The following is a 16,612-nucleotide window of genomic DNA, read 5'->3' as shown; positions in this document are numbered from 1 at the left end:
CACGGATCCCCGTGGCCTCGACGGCTCGTCTCACGCCGTCTTCGGGAGCACCTCGCTTTCCCGTGTGCCCTCGGCGTCGACCTCCCGGGCCAGCTCACGGGTCTCCGCGTCCGCCCCGGAGGCCTGTTCGCCCGCGGCCAGCACGACGAGCTGCGCCGCGTGCGCCCGCAGCAGCGCGACCAGCCGCCGGTCGAACCCGGCACCCCGATCGCCGCGCAACGCGACCAGATCGGCCGCCGTGACCATGCCCGGCATCCGGTGTCCGCCGTGGACGTCGCTCGCCGGCAGCCCCGCCCGGTCGCGGGCGGCTCGCAGGCGGGCCAGTAACCGTTCTTGAGCTCCCGCGCAGGCGTCGGCCGCCGAGCGGACCTCAGCGCTCGCTGTGTGCTCCGGCGCCAGCCGGGCCGCGGTCACGGCGTTCTCCGTCATCGGCACCACGAGCTGCAGCCAGGCCACGTCCGTCGGGTTGAAGGCCGCCTGGTCGATGGCCGCCTGGTTGACGGCCGCCGGGGGACCGGCCGGGGCGGTGGTGGCGCATCCGCCCATGGTCAGCGCCACCACCGCCACGGCCCCCAGGACCCGGCGTCTCACGGGCGGCCGGGCAGCCGGTAGTTCGGTCCGAGCACGCTGCCGCGATCCGGCTTGTACAGGTCGAACCCGCGCGGGTCGCACTGCAGGCCGCCGTTGATGCAGTGCTTCACCAGCGCCGCGAGCGTCTCGGGGTCCCACGCGTTGAAGAAGTCGTAGTGCCACGAGTACCCGCGCCCGCTGGCCAGGTGCACGCCGGACATGTCGCCGCTGACCGGGAACGCCATCTTGAACTCCAGCATCGGCACGGCCACCGGGTGGCCGGCCGGGCACGTCAGCGTCGCCCGGTCCGGGTACGCCAGGTGGCTCTTGTGGTCGGCCGAGTCCAGGTGGACGCCGTCCCAGCAGCTCGGCGCCTGGTAGCGGATGTTGAGCTGGCTGCCCTCGACGCAGTGCACGGGCACGTCCCAGTTGTGGAAGCTGTCCCCGCACTCCCAGCCCTCGATCGCGCCGGGCGCGTGCTGGAATTCGTCCTGCGTCGCCGTGACGCTCCCGGCGACGTACCGCAGGCCGGGCGGGAACGGCACCACCTTGGTGTAGTCGAGGATGCCGGACTTGTAGTAGACGACCTGCGCGAAGTTCGGCAGCACCACCTGGTTCCCGTTGTAGACCGTCGGGAACCAGTACGCCGACAGGTCGTCCGGCGCTATGCAGGTCGTGTTGCCGACGCCCGCGCCCTGCAGCGACTGCAGGGTCGTGGCCGCGTTGGTGGTCTTGTTGCCGAGGAACGTGTGGTCGTGCGAGGCGCCGGGCAGCCCCGGGAAGACGATCGGGTCGTCCGGCTGGTGGTGGCTGGGGGAGCAGTTGACCTGGAACTCGTGGTGGGTCACCAGGTCGTCGGCCCCGGCGGGCGACCAGGTGGCCGCGGTGAGGAAGGCGCCTGCCAGCACGGTGGCGGCGGTGCAGGCGAGGAGCGCGGCTTTCGTTGCCAAGGGTCCTCCACGGTGAGGTGCCAAGGATGGGAGAGCGCTCTCCCACAGCATGCGCAGCTGAGCGTGAACCTGTCAAGGAGCACCCGATTCGCCGCCCGGACAGTCATTGTCGGGTTTCTCCGCGATCCTTGACAGCGCCGGGCTCGTGCCGAACCATCGATCGCGCTGGAGAGCGCTCTCCGAGTGCCGTCCCCTGTCGTACGGGAGTCATCGTGGACCGACCGTCGCTCCTCCGCGCCGTCCCGGCGCTGGTGGCCCTGCTGGTGCTGGGCCTGCTCGCCGTCCCGTTCCCGGCGCACGCCGCCACGCTGCTTTCCCAAGGCAGACCCGCGACCGCGTCGAGCAGCGAGGGCGCGGGCACACCGCCGTCGGCGGCCGTCGACGGCGACCCCGGCACGCGCTGGGCAAGCGCCTGGAGCGACCCGCAGTGGCTTCAGGTCGACCTCGGCGTTCCCGCCGACATCAGCCAGGTCACCTTGAACTGGGAAGCCGCCTACGCCACTGCCTACGAAATCCAGGTTTCCGACGATGCCGGTACTTGGCGGACTGTATACAGCACGACGACGGCGGTCGGCGGTATACAGAATCTCGTCGTCACCGGCCATGGCCGTTATGTGCGCTTCTACGGCACCCACCGTGTCGGCGGCTACGGCTACTCGCTGTGGGAATTCCAGGTCAGCGGAACCCCGGGGACGCAGGGCGGTCCCGGCGTCACCCGGGTGACCGGTACGCAGGGCAACTGGCAGCTGACGGTCGACGGGATACCGTGGACCGTCAACGGACTCACCTGGGGCCCGCCGGTGAGCGAAGCGGCCGCGCGGATGCCCGAGCTGCACGCGATCGGCGTCAACACGGTCCGCACCTGGGGCACCGACGGCACCACCCAGCCCCTGCTCGACGCCGCCGCGGCCAACGGCATCAAGGTCGTCAGCGGGTTCTGGCTGCAACCCGGCGGCGGTCCGGGCAGTGGCGGCTGCGTCGACTACACAACGGATACCGCATACAAGAACACGATGCTCGCCGAGATCCAAAAATGGGTTACTGCATACAAAACCCACCCCGGCGTGCTGCTGTGGAACGTCGGCAACGAGTCGATCCTCGGGATGCAGAACTGCTACTCCGGCACGCAGCTGGAGCAGAACCGGATCGCTTACACGCGCTTCGTCGACCAAGCCGCGCAGGCGATCCACGCCATCGACGCGAACCACCCGGTCACCTCGACCGACGCCTGGACCGGCGCGTGGCCGTACTACAAGGCGTACGCACCGAACCTCGACCTCTACGCGGTCAACTCCTACGCCCACGTCTGCCAGGTGAAGCAGGACTGGCTCGCGGGCGGCTACTCGAAACCGTACGTCATCACCGAAACCGGCCCGGCCGGCGAGTGGGAGGTGCCGGACGACGTCAACGGCGTGCCCGCCGAACCGGCCGATCAGCAGAAGCGCGACGGTTACGTCAACGCCTGGAACTGCGTGCTGGCCCACCCAGGAGTGGCGCTCGGCGCAACGCTGTTCCACTACGGCACCGAAGGTGACTTCGGCGGCGTCTGGTTCAACATCACCACGGGCAACGAGAAGCGGCTCTCCTGGTACGCCGTTCGCAAGATCTACAGTGGACAGACCGGGGGCAACACCCCGCCGGTGATCGCGTCGATGAACCTCAGCCGCGTCACCGACGTGCCGGCGGGCAGCACGTTCACCATGACGGCCGGCGTGTCCGATCCGGACGGTGACCCGATCACCTACACCATGGGGTACAACAGCAAGTACATCAACAACGCCGGCGGCCTGATCCCGGCCTCGTTCACCGGGAACGGGACGTTCACCGTCACCGCGCCGCAGCAGCCGGGCGTCTGGAAGCTCTACCTCTACGCCCGGGACGGCCACGGCAACGTCGGCATCGAGACGCGCTCGCTGCGGGTGATCGCCTCGCGGTGACTGCCGGTGGGTCTCGGCCAGGCTCCTCATGACGGGTGTGGTGGTCCCTCGGTGCCGAGGGACCACCACGCTGTCAGCCCTCGGCGAGGCAGAAGAGGTGCCCTTCCGGGTCCTGCAGGACGGTCCAGTCGCTGCCGCCCGGCTGGAAGTCCGGTTTGGTGGCGCCCAGTGCCAGGAATTCCTCGACGGCACCGGCGAGATCGCCGACCCGCAGGTCGAGGTGGACGTGCTTGGCGGCGTCCGGCCAGGCGGGGCCGCGGTAGCCCGCGACGCGCTGGAAGCCGAGGCCGACCGGACCGCCGCCGAGCTGGACGGTGTCATCGTCGGCATAGGAGACCTCCCAGCCGAGTGCCTTGGCGTAGAAGGCGGCGAGCGCGGCCGGGTCGGCGCAGTCGAGGACGACGGTGGTGAGTTCAGCGGGCACGGGTGGTTCCTTTCGTCGTGCTTTTCGTCGGGTGGCAGCCTGCTCGCGGTCCCGCGGCGCGGTCTTGAAGATCCTTGCGGGCCGGAAAGTGTCGTACCCCCGGCGTACCGTCCGGGTCGTGCGTGAGGCAGTCGAAGTGGTGGCCCGCCCCGGCTTTTCGGTGAGCGTGGTCCGGTGCGCCGACGACCACACCGGCTGGTCGCCGGCGGAGGTGTCGGCCGGCCACCGGATGGTGCTCGTGCGCCGGGGCCGGTTCCGCAGGAAGGTCCGCGGCGTGGTCGCGGACGCCGACCCGACGTCGGCCTACCTGGCCGGACCGGGCGACGAAGAGCGCTTCGCGCACCCGGCGGGCGGAGACGTCTGCACGTCGGTGGAGTTCGGCGCGCGGTTGTGGCGCCACCTCGCGGGCGATCGGCCGGGCCCATCGACGGTGTACGTCGACGGCGCGCTCGAGCCCGCCCACCGCCGCGTGGTCGCTTCGGCGGCCGACCTGGACTACGCCCTGGCGGAACAGTTGCTGGCACTGGTGCGCGGCGCGATCATCCAGGCGGCGCAGGCCCCGACACCGGCATCGCCGGGTCGTGGCGACGACCGCGCGGTGGTGGGAAGGGCACGGGAAGCGATCGTGGCGGACGACCCGGCGGCGGCCGGGCTGTTCCCGCTGGCGGAGGCGCTGGGGGTGTCGCCGTACCGGTTGAGCCGCGCGTTCCCGCGCGAGCTGGGTGTTTCGCTGACGCGCTACCGCAACCGGGTCCGGGTCGGCCGTGCCCTCGAGCGGCTGGAGGCGGGGGAGCGGGAGTTGGGAGTGCTGGCGGCGGACCTCGGCTTCGCCGACCAAGCCCATTTGACCCGCACGGTCCGCGAACACGCGGGGGCACCGCCCGGAGCAATCCGGCGGCTGCTGGCGCGCTGAGGCAGGTGGTCGGCGGCGCGGCGTGGGCATCGGCCGCGGTCACCGGATGCGGCACAGTCCGCGCGGAGCGGGCCGCAAGTGCCGAGCACCCGTTGACATCACGCGGAGTGGCGGGAGGGGGGAGGCCGGACGAGGCGGAGTCGCGAGAAGGGCTGCGCAGGAGGTGGAGTTTGCGAGAAGGGGCGGCGCAGACGGTGGGGCTAGGCGCGTGGTCACCCCCAGCGGCCACGTGAGTCACCCGCGGGCCGCTGCGCCACCCCGGGCCGGTGTCACGTTTCCGAAACACCGGACCCGAGTATCGTAGTCTTTCCGGCACAGGTTGTGTCAAGTTTTCGAAACAGCTATCCTGTCCGGTGTCACGTTTCATGGCTGCAGGTGGTGTGTGGTGAGCGAAGAGCGCAGTTTCGCCGAACGGCTGGCGCACCTGATCGCGACCGTGCACCCGCCGGATCGCAAGCCGTACTCCTACCGGGAGATCGCGCACGGGGTCGCCGAGCAGACCGGTGTCACGATGTCGGCGACCCACGTCCAGCAGCTGGCCGTCGGCGCGCGCAAGGATCCGAAACGCTCGCACATCCAGGCGCTCGCCCAGTTCTTCGGTGTCCCGGTGACGTACTTCTTCGACGACGAGGTGGCCGGGCAGGTCGACCGGCAGGTCGAGGACGTCGTGGCGTGGCGGGACAGCGAGGCGCGGAACCTGGCGCAGCGAGCCATGCGGCTCTCGCCGCGCGACCGCGAAACCGTCACCGCGCTGCTGGATCAGCTCAGCAGCTACGACGAGACCCGGCGTCGCGCCGGCCGGCGGCGGAAGCCGGAGTGACTCCGGTCGGCTCGGCTACGATGACCTCGTCCGTGTTCGCGCCCCGGTGCACCCGGCTGGCGCCCGGTGACCGGGGAGGACCCATCGACGAGCGCGGCCTGCCGGCCCTCCGCGACCGGGCACGCGAGCGCGTGCGGACGGTGCTCGCCGCTGTCCCGCTCCCGCGGCCGTGGTCGATGAACGCCTGGGTCGACGGCCTCGAAGCGTGGCGGGGCCGCGAGATCGACCTCGTCCCGATCACGTACCGGCCCGGTCAGCCGTCCGGTGCGTGGCAGGCCCGCCCCGGCTACGACCTGATCGCCTACACCGAGCGGACGTCGGCGCTGCACCAGGACCACATCATCGCCCACGAGCTGGCCCACATGCTGTGCGCGCACACCGGGACGTGCCTGATGTCGGAGGCCGAGGCCGCCGAGCTCGCCCCGGACCTGGCGCCGCGGGCGTTGTCGCACCTGCTCACCCGCGTCACGACCGGGACCGACGAGTACGAGGCCGAGCTGATCGCCGTCCTGCTGATGAGCGCGGCGACGAGCGAGCCACGCGCCGTTCAGCCGGGCGCGTCCGGCCGAGCGGCGGACCAGGCCAGGCGGCTGGCGGCCCTCCTGGGATAGTCGCGTCCCGTGATCGACATACTTTTCGTCGGAGTGGGGCTCTTCGCCCTGTTCGCCGGAATCTGGCGAGCGGCCCGCGCGCGACGCACCGGCGCGGGCGCGGGCCTGGCCGTCTCGCTCATCGCGCTCGGCGCGGCGTTCTGTTTCCTGTCGCACCGGGCGCAGCAGTTCGAGAGCGAGCTCTACCCGAGCCTCGGCCGGCTGCTGTCGAACCTGGCGACGATGGTCGCGGCGTACGGCATCGGCCTGACGGTGGCGGAGATCAGCGGCACCCGCGACCGTGGGCGCCGCACCCGGCTGGTCGCCCTCGGCGTGGCGTTGACGGTGCTGGTGGTGACCTTCTTCAGCACCCCGGGGCTGCCGCGCGGCATCGGCCTGTTCGACGAGCTGTACCGCACCCACCCGACCCTGGTGGTCTACGTCTTCACCTACACGGTGTACCTGGGCTTCGCGGTGCTCGACATCGGTTTCGTGGCGGCGGTGACGATCCGGGCGAGCGGGGGAGCGCTGCGCGCGGGCCTCGCGCTGTTGCTGCTGGCGTCGGCGTTCGCGGTGGCGTACCTGGGCGGCAAGGTGGCCGGGACGATCCGCGCGCTGCAGGCCGATCACCCGGTCAAGGCGTTGTGCCGCGGGCCGTTCTCGACGTTGCCGTGCGCGCTGGACGTCGGGTTCCCGGCGGTGTCGGTGCTGCTGATCGTCGTGGGCCTGACCATCCCGGCGGTCCCGGGCCTGGCGGCATCGCGCCGCGACGCGCGGACGCTCCGCCTGCTCCGGCCGCTGCGCACCCATCTGACGCGGCGGTTCCCGGAGATCGCGCGCATCGATCCGGCGGGGTCGTCCCGCCGGGAGCGGCTGCTGACGGCGATGAGCGAGACCAACGACGGCTTGATCCTGGCGGGCGCGACCCCGGACCTGGCCCCGGCGACGGCGGCGAGGCTGGTGCGGGACCTGCCGGACGAGCCGTCCGAGACGGAGCCGCCCACCGCGGCAGCCGAACCGTTCGCCGCGGACGTAGCCCGGCTGCGCGCGATCGCCCGTGCGTACCGGAAGCTCGCGGGAACAACGGCGGCCGAGACCACCCGTCCGTGACGGTGGCGCCGCTCACCCGGCGAAGGGTGCCTCCAGCCGCGGCTCCCAGCCGCGGTCCGTGAGCGCCACCAGCTGCAGTGCCTCCGCGCGATCGGCCAGCGGCAGCAGCGGCCGCACTTCTCCGGCCACTCGCTCGAGAGCGTCCTCCGAACCGCCCATCGCGACCGTCAGGTGCGGGGCCGGGCGCGGACCGAACCGCCCTCCGTACGGCCGGACCTCCGGCCACCGGGCACAAACCGCATCGGTGATCGCCTGGAGAGCGGGGGCGGCGAGAGCCACGAACCCCGGCGCCACCACCAGCTCCGTCAACCGGACTTCCGGAGGGGGCACGGTGGCCGCCACGGCGCGAACGTCCGCCAAGACCTCGTCGGTCAGCGAAGCATCCGGCAAGAAGGGGTACAGCGCCGTCACGTGGGCGGGCACGCCCGGACGGACCAAGGCGGGATCGACCCGCCGGGCCGCGGCCAGCGCCGGCTCGGCGGCGGGCAGCAGGATGAGCAACGCGGTGGTTCCGGGTGCGGGCACCTCCGCATCATGGCAGTCAGGCGGCGGCGATCGCCGGGAACCGGGCGGACCGGGCCAGCGCCAGGCTCCTCCGGCACAGCTCCACCAGCTCCTGGTTGGCCCGGCTGTGCGGGATCGCCCCGCACAGCCCGCACCGGATGGTGACCTCGCCCGCCAGCTCGTCCACCGCGACCAGCGCCTGGTGGTCGCAGCGACGGCACCACCGGTACCCGATGGCCGGGTTCGTGTGCACCGGCGACGCCACGCAGTCGTGCAGCCAGCGGTGGTGCGTCCGGCACGTCACGCGGTCGGTCGGATCCAGGCCGCCGGCGTCCTCCACGTGGTCTTCGTGCGCCAGGGTCGCCGCCAGCAGTGGGTGCCGCGGTGCTGACGGCCGGTCTTCCGGGTCCGGCCCGGCTTCGGCGTGGTGGTCGCCGCATCGGCACTTCTCGGTCATGTCGCCCCCAGTCGTCGGGTGGTGCGTTGGCTCGAGTGTGAGCCGGGCGACAGAGCGCCGACAACCGTCAAAGAGCGCAGTTTCGACCGGCGGCACGTCACCCGCGGTAGGCGGATGAGCGGACTTCGGTGCCCGGATATGCGAACATATGTTCTATGACCGACGAGGGGCCCATCCTGCACGCCGACCTCGATTCGTTCTACGCGTCGGTCGAACAGCGCGACGACCCCGCGCTGAAGGGCCGGCCGGTGATCGTCGGCGGCGGGGTCGTGCTCGCCGCGAGTTACGAGGCCAAGGCCTACGGCGTGCGCACCGCGATGGGGGGCGCGCAGGCCCGCCGGCTGTGCCCGCACGCGGTCGTCGTGCGACCCCGGATGTCGGCGTACCTCGCGGCCAGCCGGGCGGTCTTCGAGGTCTTCCACGACACCACGCCGTGGGTGGAAGGCATCTCGATCGACGAAGCGTTCCTGGACGTCGGAGGGCTGGCCAGGATCGGCGGGCGGCCGAGCCACGTCGCCGAACGGCTGCGCACCGCCGTCGCCGAGCGGGCAGGACTGCCGATCACCGTCGGGGTGGCGCGGACGAAGTTCCTCGCCAAGGTGGCCAGCCGCGTCGCCAAGCCCGACGGCCTGCTCGTCGTCCCGCACGACGGCGAGCTGGCCTTCCTGCACCCGCTGCCGGTTTCGGCGCTCTGGGGCGTCGGCAAGGTCACCGCCGAGAAGCTGCGGGCGCGCGGCATCACGACCGTCGGGCAGCTGGCCGCGTCCGAACACGTGGACCTCGTCGGCCTGCTCGGCCGGGCCGCCGGATCGCACCTGCATCACCTGGCGCTCAACGACGACCCGCGCCGCGTCGAGATCGGCACGCGACGGCGATCGATCGGCGCCCAGCGGGCCCTCGGGCGCGGCAGGCGGACCCCGGCCGAGCTCGACGTCGTGCTGGTCGTGCTGATCGACCGGATCGCCCGCCGGTTGCGCGCGGCCCGCCGCGTCTGCCGGACGGTGACGATCCGCCTGCGCTTCGCCGACTTCTCCCGCGCCACCCGTTCGCACACGCTGACCGACCCGACCGCCGGCACCGGCGTGCTGCTCGCCGCGGCGCGGGAGCTGCTCGTCGCCGCGCTGCCGCTGATCGCCGACCGCGGGATCACCCTGCTGGGCGCGGCGTTGTCCAACCTGGCCGACGACAACCCGTTCCAGCCGGCCCTGCCGTTCGAACGGCAGCCGGCGACCGAGCTCGACACCGCGCTCGACGCCGTGCGGGACCGGTTCGGGAAGTCCGCGGTCACCCGTGCGGTGCTGCTCGGCCGGCCGGACGACCTCGAAGTGCCGATGCTGCCCGACTGAGGTTTCCCGGCAGCGTCCGCGGAGTTCTCGGCCGATGCGGTACCGCGTGGCGCAGTTCCGCCGGCGGCAGGTGACCGGCCACGATTTGCGATCGGCGCGAATCCGCGGAGCTCCGGCAATGGCACGGCAATCGCCGCCCGCGCCCGGGGAGCCGGTGACACCGAGCCAGCCGGCGAACACGGGGAGAAACGGTCCAGTCCACTCTGGACGAGCCGTTGCCGCGGCGGCCCGGCTTCGAAGTCGGCCGGGACGAAGGTCGTCGAAGCCGGTTCGGCGAGGTCGACGCCGGGCGGCAGTTCCTGTTTGACGACCTGAGTCGGCGGATGGTCGGCCTCGAACCCCCGGAATCGTCGCGACGGGGTCCGGGGCGCGAACGATTCGACCCCGGCGCCGAGAATCGCATACTGGTCTATACCGGAATTGCCGCGCATCGGGCACGCTTCGCCGAACCGGCTCCGGTGCACCGCTTCGGCGCGGGCACGGGCAGGATCGGACGGTGGGTACCGTGGAGCCGGTGGTAGGTCAGGAGTTCCTCGGCGTGGTCGCCGAGCGGGCGTGCCGCGAGGGTATCGGAGAAGATGAGCGGCTCGGTGGCGGGGCGCAAATGTACCGCTCGCGCGGCGGTGGCCGTGAAGGCGGTGTGGCCGGGGCGAGGAGTATTAGCGGGAAAACCGGCGAGGTTCGTGCCGTCGTGGTACCGATTCGATTTCGAGCATATCACGAAATTGAATCGACGCCAAAACGACGAGCATTTCGGCGCCGTTGCGGTCACTCTGGACGCGGGCGAGCCGCTCGCCCGGGCGGCCATTGTGGACGCTTCAGGGTGTCGCGCGTGCCGGGCATGATTCGACAGGTTAGGGTCAGTCCGACCGTGTTCTGGAGAAGATGAGGAACGACGAATCATGGCGCAACGGGTGCAGGTCCAGATGGTGGACGACCTCGACGGCAGCGAGGCTTCGCAGACCGTCCCCTTCAGCCTCGACGGGGTGACGTACGAGATCGACCTGTCCGAGGAGAACGCCTCCGCGCTGCGGGACGAACTGGGTCGCTACGTCGCCGCCGCGCGGCGGATCGGCGGCCGCAAGGTCCGCCTCGCGACCGGCCAGTCGCTGTCCGGCCCGTCCGGCTCGGGCACCGACCGCGAGCGCAACCGGCAGATCCGCGAGTGGGCGCAGGCGAACGGCTACGAGGTCGCCGAGCGCGGCCGCCTGTCCAGCGAGATCATCGCCGGCTTCGAGGCCGACCAGGCCGCGGCGGCCGAACCGGCCGAAGCCAAGCCGGCGCGCAAGCGAGCGACCCGCAAGAAGTCTTGAAAGCCGTGCCCGTGCCGGCGAAGGCGCGCCGGCAGGCGCAGCTTCGCCGGCCGGTCGCCGCTTGACCGTGCTCGGGTGGCGTTCGGTGTTCCCTTCGTGCCTCGCTGTCACGCCGGCGGTTCTCTTTGGACCGGCTGCGCCGGTTCTCGGCGCCGCCAATCGGGCGTTGCGCCATCCGGTGGCGGCGAAAGCTTGTCGGAAAGCGGTTTCGATGGCCAGACTGTCAGTGCTCCGCGCGGCCGGTACCGCGGCGGAGCACCGGTCCGGTGGCCGCCTCCTCCCTCGATGGCCACCGGGCCGCCTCCCCTTCGCGCCGTGACAGCCGGCGACGCCGTCGTGGCGTAACTGCTGCCCTGCGCCGGTTCGTGGCCCTTCGCTCCGCCATCCGGGCCCCCGCGCCCTCTTCCGGGTAGACATCCACCGCCTCCGAGTGCACACTCAGCCTACTCCATACTGCATACAATCTTCAGTTTGGTGGGAGGCGGTCGGCATGGCCGAGGTGCGCGAGCTGCGAGACGTCTACGGACGGCGATACCGCGTCGGGGAGTCCGACCGGGAACTGCTCGGCCGGCCGCGAGCGTGGATCACCGCGCTCGCCGCCGCCGCCATGCTCGCCGCCGGGGTGCAGCAATACGGCTTCGGCGCGATCGTGCCGTCGCTGAGCCGGCTGCCCGGCTGGACGTCCGGCGGGATCGCCCTCACCCTCGCGGTGTGGGCGGTCTGCCAGGCCGGGGCCGCGTTCCCGGTGGCGTGGCTCCGTGACCGTGGCCTGCTCCCCGCCCCCGTGGCGATGGCGGCCGGCGCGGTCCTGTGCGCCGCCGGGCTCGTGACGCTCGGCCACGCGACCAGCCTGTCCGCCGTGTTCCTCGGCTACTCCGTGCTCGGCGGCCTCGGCACCGGGCTGGTGTACGCCACGTGCGTCGGCGCGGTCCTCGCCTGGTTCCCGGACGGCACCGGCCCCCGCGCCGGCATCGTGAGCGGGGCGTTCGCCTTCGGCAGCGTTCCCTTCGTCGTGCTCGCCGCCGCCCGGCCGGCCGCGCGTCCGGCGCTCTTGGACGTCACCGCCGCCGTCGTGCTCGTCGTCATCGCCGGGTGCGCCGCGCTGCTGCGGTACCCACCGCGGCACTGGTGGCCTGCCACGCCCGAACCCCGGGCCTGGGCGCTCGACCGGGCGCACAACCGGCGTCCCGCGGTCCGGCACTACCGGCCGGCGGAACTGTTCCGGTGCCGGACGACGCTCTCGCTGTACCTCGTCGTCGTGCTCGCGGCCGCCGTCCTGCTGTTCGACCTGGCCTACCTGGCCACGTTCACCGCCGCGCGCAGCGGGCCCGGGCTCGCCGCGGCCGCGCTGGCGCTGCTCGCCGCGGCGACCGGGAGCGGCCGTGTCCTCATCGGACGGCTCGCCGACCGGCTCGGCCGGCACCGGATCCTGCGGTTCGCCCTGCTCGCCGGCGGGGTCGCCCAGTTCGTGCTGTTCTACTCCGGGGCCCACCGGCACGCCGCCGGCCTGCTGCTGGGCGTCGCGCTGGCCGGCCTCGGCAACGGCTGCTGCTACACGCTGCTCGTCGGCTTGGTGCGCGAGTACTTCGGCGAGGAGTCGGCGGCGCAGAACTTCGGGATCCTCTACAGCGCCAAGGCCGTCGGTGCTGTGGTGGGTATCGCCCCGGCTGCGCTCGTCGTGACGGCGCACGGGTTCGTCGGCGCCTTCACCGCGGCCGGCGTGCTGAGCCTGGCCGCGGCGGTATTGTCCGGGCGGCTGACCCAGCCGGGCCGGCCCAAGTCGCTGCTGCCGGTGGCCTGACGTGGGGCGGATGACCAGCAGGCGGCGGGTGCTGCGCGTCCACGACGGCGGGCACACCACGCGGCCGGACACGCTGACCGTCGAGGAGCCCCTGGAAATCCGGGTCGCCGGGAAGCCGCTGACCATCACGATGCGGACGCCCGGCGACGACTTCGACCTCGCCGCCGGATTCCTGGTCGGCGAAGGCGTGGTCCGCGCGGCGGCCGACATCCGGTCGATCCGCTACTGCGCCGGCGCCGCTGGGAGTTCGTCCGGCAACACCTACAACGTTCTCGACGTCGTGCTCGCCGACGGCGTCGCTCCGCCGGACGCCTCGCTGGAGCGCAACTTCTACACGACGTCCTCGTGCGGCCTGTGCGGCAAGGCGAGCCTGGACGCCGTGCGCACGTCGGTCACCTGGCCGGTCGCCGGCGACCCGTTCGCGACCGACCCGGCGACCCTGGCCGGGCTGCCGGACGAACTCCGTGCGGCGCAACGGGTCTTCGACCGCACCGGCGGTCTCCACGCGGCGGGGCTGTTCGACGCCGGCGGGAAGCTGCGGTGCCTGCGCGAGGACGTCGGCCGGCACAACGCGGTGGACAAGGTCGTCGGCTCGGCGACCCGGGACGGCGAGCTCCCGCTGTCCGGGACGGCGCTGATGGTGAGCGGCCGGGCGTCGTTCGAGCTGGTGCAGAAGGCGGTGATGGCCGGGATCCCGTTGCTGGCCGCGGTGTCGGCGCCGTCGTCGCTGGCGGTGGACCTGGCCGCCGAGCTGGGGCTGACGCTGGTCGGGTTCCTGCGCGGGACGTCGATGAACGTCTACACGCGACCGGACCGCCTGGGTCTTCAGCCGAGCTGAGCGAGCACGGCGGCGACGGCGGGGCCGGAGTCGGCCCGGTGCACGGCGGCGAGCCGCCACGGAACGGGCCGGTCGAACCGCCGCACGGTGAGGTCCGCAAACCGCCCGACGGCGGCGGACGGCAGAACGCAGGCGGCGAGCCCGGCCCGCACGAGCCCGGCGGCCACGGCGAGATCATCGACTTCCAGGGAGACTCGCCGGCGCGGAAAGGCGCGGTCGACGGCCTCCCGGATCGCCCAGCCCACCGGAAAGTCCACGAGGGACAGTCCGGAGAGATCGGCGGGGGCGGAGCGCGAGCCGCCGGGCGCGGTGACGAGGACCAGTTCGTCGGCGGTGAGTGGGGTGGCGATCGGTTCGGCGGGGGTGGGGCGCGAGCCGCCGGGCGCGGTGACGAGGACCAGTTCGTCGGCGCCGAGCGGGGTAGCGACCGGTTGGGCGGGTGCGGGATTGCGGGGGATGGGGAGTTCGGTGGCTGCGGGGCGGCTTTCCGCGGGTGCGGTCGTCGCCGGTTCGGCCGCAGGGCCGGGATTCCCGCCTCCGGGCACCGAGCCGGCCGCGCCGCCGCCTGAAACCAGCGTCAGCGCCACATCCACAGTGGACTCCGCCACTTCGCACCGCACCCGCTCCGGCCGCAGCTGCCGGACCTCCAGCGCCAGGCCGGGGTGCGTGTGCCGCAGCCGGGCCAGCGTCCGGTGCAGGTCCGCCAGCAAGCCCGGGCACACCCCGAGCCGGACCCGGCCGGTCACCGGGGACACCGCCGCCCGGGCTCGCTCGGCCGCATCGAGGGCCGCCCGTGCGGCCGGGACGAACGCCTCGCCCGCCGGTGTCAGGACCACCCGGTGCGTCGTGCGGTGGAACAGCGGTGTGCCCAGGTCCCGCTCCAGCGCCCGGACCACCGTGGACACCGTCGACTGAACCGTCCGCAGGCGCTGCGCGGCCGCCGTGAAGCCACCTTCCTCGGCGACCGCCACCACCACCGCCAGCTGGCGCAGCTCCATCACCGGGCGAGGACCTCGCGGGCCAGCGCCGCCGTCTCGCTCGGCGTGCGCCCGACCCGGATCCCCGCGGCTTCCAGCGCCGCCTTCTTCGCCGCGGCCGTTCCCGCCGAGCCCGACACGATCGCGCCCGCGTGGCCCATCGTCTTGCCTTCCGGGGCCGTGAAGCCCGCCACGTACCCGACCACCGGCTTCGACACGTTGGCGCGCACGAACTCCGCGGCCCGTTCTTCGGCGTCGCCGCCGATCTCGCCGATCAGCACGATCAGGTCGGTCTCCGGGTCCTTTTCGAACGCCTCGACCGCGTCGATGTGCGTGGTCCCGATGATCGGGTCGCCACCGATGCCCACGCAGGTCGAAAACCCGATGTCGCGCAGCTCGTGCATGAGCTGGTACGTCAGCGTGCCGGACTTCGACACCAGGCCGATCCGCCCCGGGCCGGTGATGTCGGCCGGGATGATCCCGGCGTTCGCCCGGCCGGGGGAGATGATGCCCGGGCAGTTCGGGCCGATGATCCGGGTCCGCCCGCCGGCCGCGACGGCGTGCGCCCACAGCCGCGCGCTGTCGTGCACCGGGACGCCTTCGGTGATCACCACCGCCAGCCCGATCCCGGCGTCCACCGCCTCGATCACGGCGCCGGCGACGAACGGCGGCGGCACGAACAGCACGCAGACGTCCGCGCCGGTCGCCGCCATCGAGTCCGCGACGCTGCCGAACACCGGCAGCGAACGACCGGCAAGCTCCACCTGCTGCCCGGCCTTGCGGGGGTTGACGCCGCCGACGACGTTCGTCCCGGCGGCCAGCATCCGCCGCGTGTGCTTCGCGCCTTCGGAGCCGGTGATGCCCGAAACGACGATCCGGCTGTTCTCGTCCAGGAAGATGGCCACGGCTCAGACCTCCGCGATCGCGAGCTTCGCCGCCTCGCGGGCGGCATCGTCCATGGTGGCCACCACGGTGACCAGGGGGTGAGCGGCTTCGGCGAGGATCCGCCTGCCTTCGATGACGTTGTTCCCGTCGAGCCGGACCACCAGCGGCTTGGCGGCGCGCGCTCCCAGAACCCCGAGCGACCGCACGATCCCGGTCGCCACGGCGTCGCACGCGGTGATGCCGCCGAAGACGTTGACGAACACGCTGCGCACCTGGGGGTCGCCGAGGATCACGGTCAGGCCGTCGACCATCACCTGCGCCGACGCCCCGCCGCCGATGTCGAGGAAGTTCGCCGGCCCCCGCGCGCCCGCCTCGGCCGCGGCTGCCGCCACGACGTCCAAAGTGGACATCACCAGGCCGGCGCCGTTGCCGATCACGCCGATGTCGCCGTCGAGCTTGACGTAGTTGAGGCCTTTCGCGCGGGCCTCGCGCTCGAGCGGATCTCCGTCCGAAGGGTCGTCGAACGACGAGGAACGGCGGAAGGACGCGTTGTCGTCCAACGTGATCTTGCCGTCCAGTGCGACGATCCCGGTGGCCGTGCGAGCCAGGGGATTGACTTCGACGAGCGTGCAGTCCTCGGCGACGAACACCTCCCACAGCTTCTCGACGACCCCGGCGACCTCACCGCGGACGTCGGCGGGGAACGCGGCGGCGACCGCGGCCGGGTCGACCCCGGTCAGCGGATCCACCGGTACCCGGACCAGAGCGTCCGGCCGGGTGGCCGCGACCTCCTCGATCTCCATCCCGCCTTCGGCCGACGCCATGGCGAGGAACGTCCGCCCGGCCCGGTCGAGCAGGAAGGAGAGGTAGTACTCGTCCGAAATATCACTGGCCTCGGTCACCAGGACGCGGTGCACGGTGTGCCCCTTGATGTCCATGCCGAGGATGTCGTCGGCGGCCTGCTCGGCGTCGTCGGCCGTGTGCACCACGCGGACGCCGCCCGCCTTGCCGCGCCCGCCCGTCTTCACCTGGGCCTTGACCACCACCGGCGCGCCGAGGGCGGCCGCGGCGGACCGGGCCGCGGCCGGATCGGCGGCGACCCGGCCGCGGGGGACCGGTACGCCGTGTTTCTCGAAGAGATCGCGGGCTTCGTGTTCGAACAAGTCCATGGGGGAGC

At 72.5% G+C, this 16,612-nt stretch carries 17 protein-coding genes and 1 pseudogene; 9 read left to right on the top strand and 9 right to left on the bottom strand.

The annotated features are described in order from the left end of the window. Positions 1 to 30 precede the first annotated feature (30 nt). Together AB0F52_RS16155 and AB0F52_RS16150 are read right to left on the bottom strand one after the other, a co-directional pair. A complete protein-coding gene (locus tag AB0F52_RS16155; RefSeq protein WP_360170578.1) occupies positions 31 to 591 on the bottom strand; it encodes a DUF305 domain-containing protein in 561 nt (186 codons plus the stop codon). Then, a complete protein-coding gene (locus AB0F52_RS16150; RefSeq protein ID WP_360170575.1) occupies positions 588 to 1,520 on the bottom strand; it encodes a DUF1996 domain-containing protein in 933 nt (310 codons plus the stop codon). The genes AB0F52_RS16155 and AB0F52_RS16150 overlap by 4 nt, the downstream gene beginning before the upstream one ends. Positions 1,521 to 1,732: 212 nt before the next feature. On the opposite strand from AB0F52_RS16150, the gene AB0F52_RS16145 reads away from it, so the two are divergent. Then, complete coding sequence (locus AB0F52_RS16145; RefSeq protein WP_360170572.1) at positions 1,733 to 3,457, top strand: discoidin domain-containing protein; 1,725 nt, start codon at positions 1,733 to 1,735, stop codon at positions 3,455 to 3,457. A 73-nt stretch (positions 3,458 to 3,530) separates the two neighbouring features. Here AB0F52_RS16145 and AB0F52_RS16140 read toward each other — a convergent pair whose 3' ends face one another. Then, entirely contained in the window at positions 3,531 to 3,881 is a 351-nt protein-coding gene (locus AB0F52_RS16140) for a VOC family protein (RefSeq protein WP_360170569.1), read from the bottom strand. 118 nt (positions 3,882 to 3,999) lie between these two features. Between AB0F52_RS16140 and AB0F52_RS16135 the strand changes: the two genes are divergently transcribed. The 4 genes from AB0F52_RS16135 to AB0F52_RS16120 all read left to right on the top strand — a co-directional run bounded on the left by AB0F52_RS16135 (position 4,000) and on the right by AB0F52_RS16120 (position 7,314). Then, the gene (locus AB0F52_RS16135) at positions 4,000 to 4,794 is read left to right on the top strand and encodes a helix-turn-helix transcriptional regulator (protein ID WP_360170566.1); all 795 of its coding nucleotides are present in this window, start codon (positions 4,000 to 4,002) and stop codon (positions 4,792 to 4,794) included. A 385-nt stretch (positions 4,795 to 5,179) separates the two neighbouring features. After that, on the top strand, positions 5,180 to 5,614 hold the full coding sequence (locus AB0F52_RS16130) for an XRE family transcriptional regulator (protein ID WP_360170563.1): 435 nt from the start codon (positions 5,180 to 5,182) through the stop codon (positions 5,612 to 5,614). A gap of 20 nt (positions 5,615 to 5,634) precedes the next feature. Next, positions 5,635 to 6,225, top strand: a complete 591-nt coding sequence (locus tag AB0F52_RS16125) for a hypothetical protein (protein WP_360170560.1) — start codon at positions 5,635 to 5,637, stop codon at positions 6,223 to 6,225. 9 nt (positions 6,226 to 6,234) lie between these two features. Continuing rightward, on the top strand, positions 6,235 to 7,314 hold the full coding sequence (locus AB0F52_RS16120) for a hypothetical protein (protein WP_360170557.1): 1,080 nt from the start codon (positions 6,235 to 6,237) through the stop codon (positions 7,312 to 7,314). 12 nt (positions 7,315 to 7,326) lie between these two features. Here the strand turns inward: AB0F52_RS16120 and AB0F52_RS16115 are convergent, their stop codons facing one another. Both AB0F52_RS16115 and AB0F52_RS16110 read right to left on the bottom strand, forming a co-directional pair. Then, positions 7,327 to 7,839, bottom strand: a complete 513-nt coding sequence (locus AB0F52_RS16115; protein ID WP_360170554.1) for a 2'-5' RNA ligase family protein — start codon at positions 7,837 to 7,839, stop codon at positions 7,327 to 7,329. Between the two features lie 16 nt (positions 7,840 to 7,855). Continuing rightward, positions 7,856 to 8,275 carry a hypothetical protein gene (locus AB0F52_RS16110; protein WP_360170551.1) on the bottom strand — a complete coding sequence of 140 codons (420 nt, stop codon included), beginning with the start codon at positions 8,273 to 8,275 and terminating at the stop codon, positions 7,856 to 7,858. Between the two features lie 155 nt (positions 8,276 to 8,430). On the opposite strand from AB0F52_RS16110, the gene dinB reads away from it, so the two are divergent. Then, positions 8,431 to 9,621, top strand: coding sequence for a DNA polymerase IV (gene dinB / locus AB0F52_RS16105; protein ID WP_360170548.1), 1,191 nt, complete (start codon positions 8,431 to 8,433; stop codon positions 9,619 to 9,621). Positions 9,622 to 9,869: 248 nt separating this feature from the next. On the opposite strand, the pseudogene AB0F52_RS16100 reads toward dinB, so the two are convergent. Next, positions 9,870 to 10,052, bottom strand: a pseudogene (locus tag AB0F52_RS16100) (class I SAM-dependent methyltransferase); the annotation flags it as partial. Between the two features lie 471 nt (positions 10,053 to 10,523). Between AB0F52_RS16100 and AB0F52_RS16095 the strand changes: the two are divergent. From AB0F52_RS16095 to fdhD, 3 genes are all read left to right on the top strand, one after another. Next, the gene (locus AB0F52_RS16095) at positions 10,524 to 10,934 is read left to right on the top strand and encodes an Lsr2 family protein (protein ID WP_103339250.1); all 411 of its coding nucleotides are present in this window, start codon (positions 10,524 to 10,526) and stop codon (positions 10,932 to 10,934) included. 490 nt (positions 10,935 to 11,424) lie between these two features. Further along, positions 11,425 to 12,735: an OFA family MFS transporter gene (locus tag AB0F52_RS16090; protein ID WP_360170544.1), complete on the top strand. Its 1,311-nt coding sequence runs from the start codon at positions 11,425 to 11,427 to the stop codon at positions 12,733 to 12,735. Between the two features lies 1 nt (position 12,736). Further along, on the top strand, positions 12,737 to 13,573 hold the full coding sequence (gene fdhD, locus AB0F52_RS16085) for a formate dehydrogenase accessory sulfurtransferase FdhD (protein WP_360170541.1): 837 nt from the start codon (positions 12,737 to 12,739) through the stop codon (positions 13,571 to 13,573). On the opposite strand, the gene AB0F52_RS16080 is transcribed toward fdhD, so the two are convergent. From AB0F52_RS16080 to sucC, 3 genes are read right to left on the bottom strand one after another with little or no spacing between them, the layout of a single operon-like run. Next, complete coding sequence (locus AB0F52_RS16080; RefSeq protein WP_360170804.1) at positions 13,561 to 14,571, bottom strand: LysR family transcriptional regulator; 1,011 nt, start codon at positions 14,569 to 14,571, stop codon at positions 13,561 to 13,563. The two genes, fdhD and AB0F52_RS16080, sit on opposite strands and share 13 nt — an antisense overlap. Further along, complete coding sequence (sucD, locus tag AB0F52_RS16075; protein ID WP_360170538.1) at positions 14,571 to 15,455, bottom strand: succinate--CoA ligase subunit alpha; 885 nt, start codon at positions 15,453 to 15,455, stop codon at positions 14,571 to 14,573. The genes AB0F52_RS16080 and sucD overlap by 1 nt, the downstream gene beginning before the upstream one ends. Before the next feature lie 3 nt (positions 15,456 to 15,458). Further along, positions 15,459 to 16,604 (bottom strand): ADP-forming succinate--CoA ligase subunit beta, encoded by a 1,146-nt coding sequence (gene sucC / locus AB0F52_RS16070; RefSeq protein ID WP_360170535.1) that lies wholly within the window; start codon positions 16,602 to 16,604, stop codon positions 15,459 to 15,461. Positions 16,605 to 16,612 lie beyond the last annotated feature (8 nt).

This window comes from Amycolatopsis sp. NPDC024027 (assembly GCF_040638975.1).
Lineage (GTDB): Bacteria > Actinomycetota > Actinomycetes > Mycobacteriales > Pseudonocardiaceae > Amycolatopsis.
Note: the sequence above shows the minus strand (reverse complement) of the source record. Positions and strands in the feature narration are given on the sequence as shown.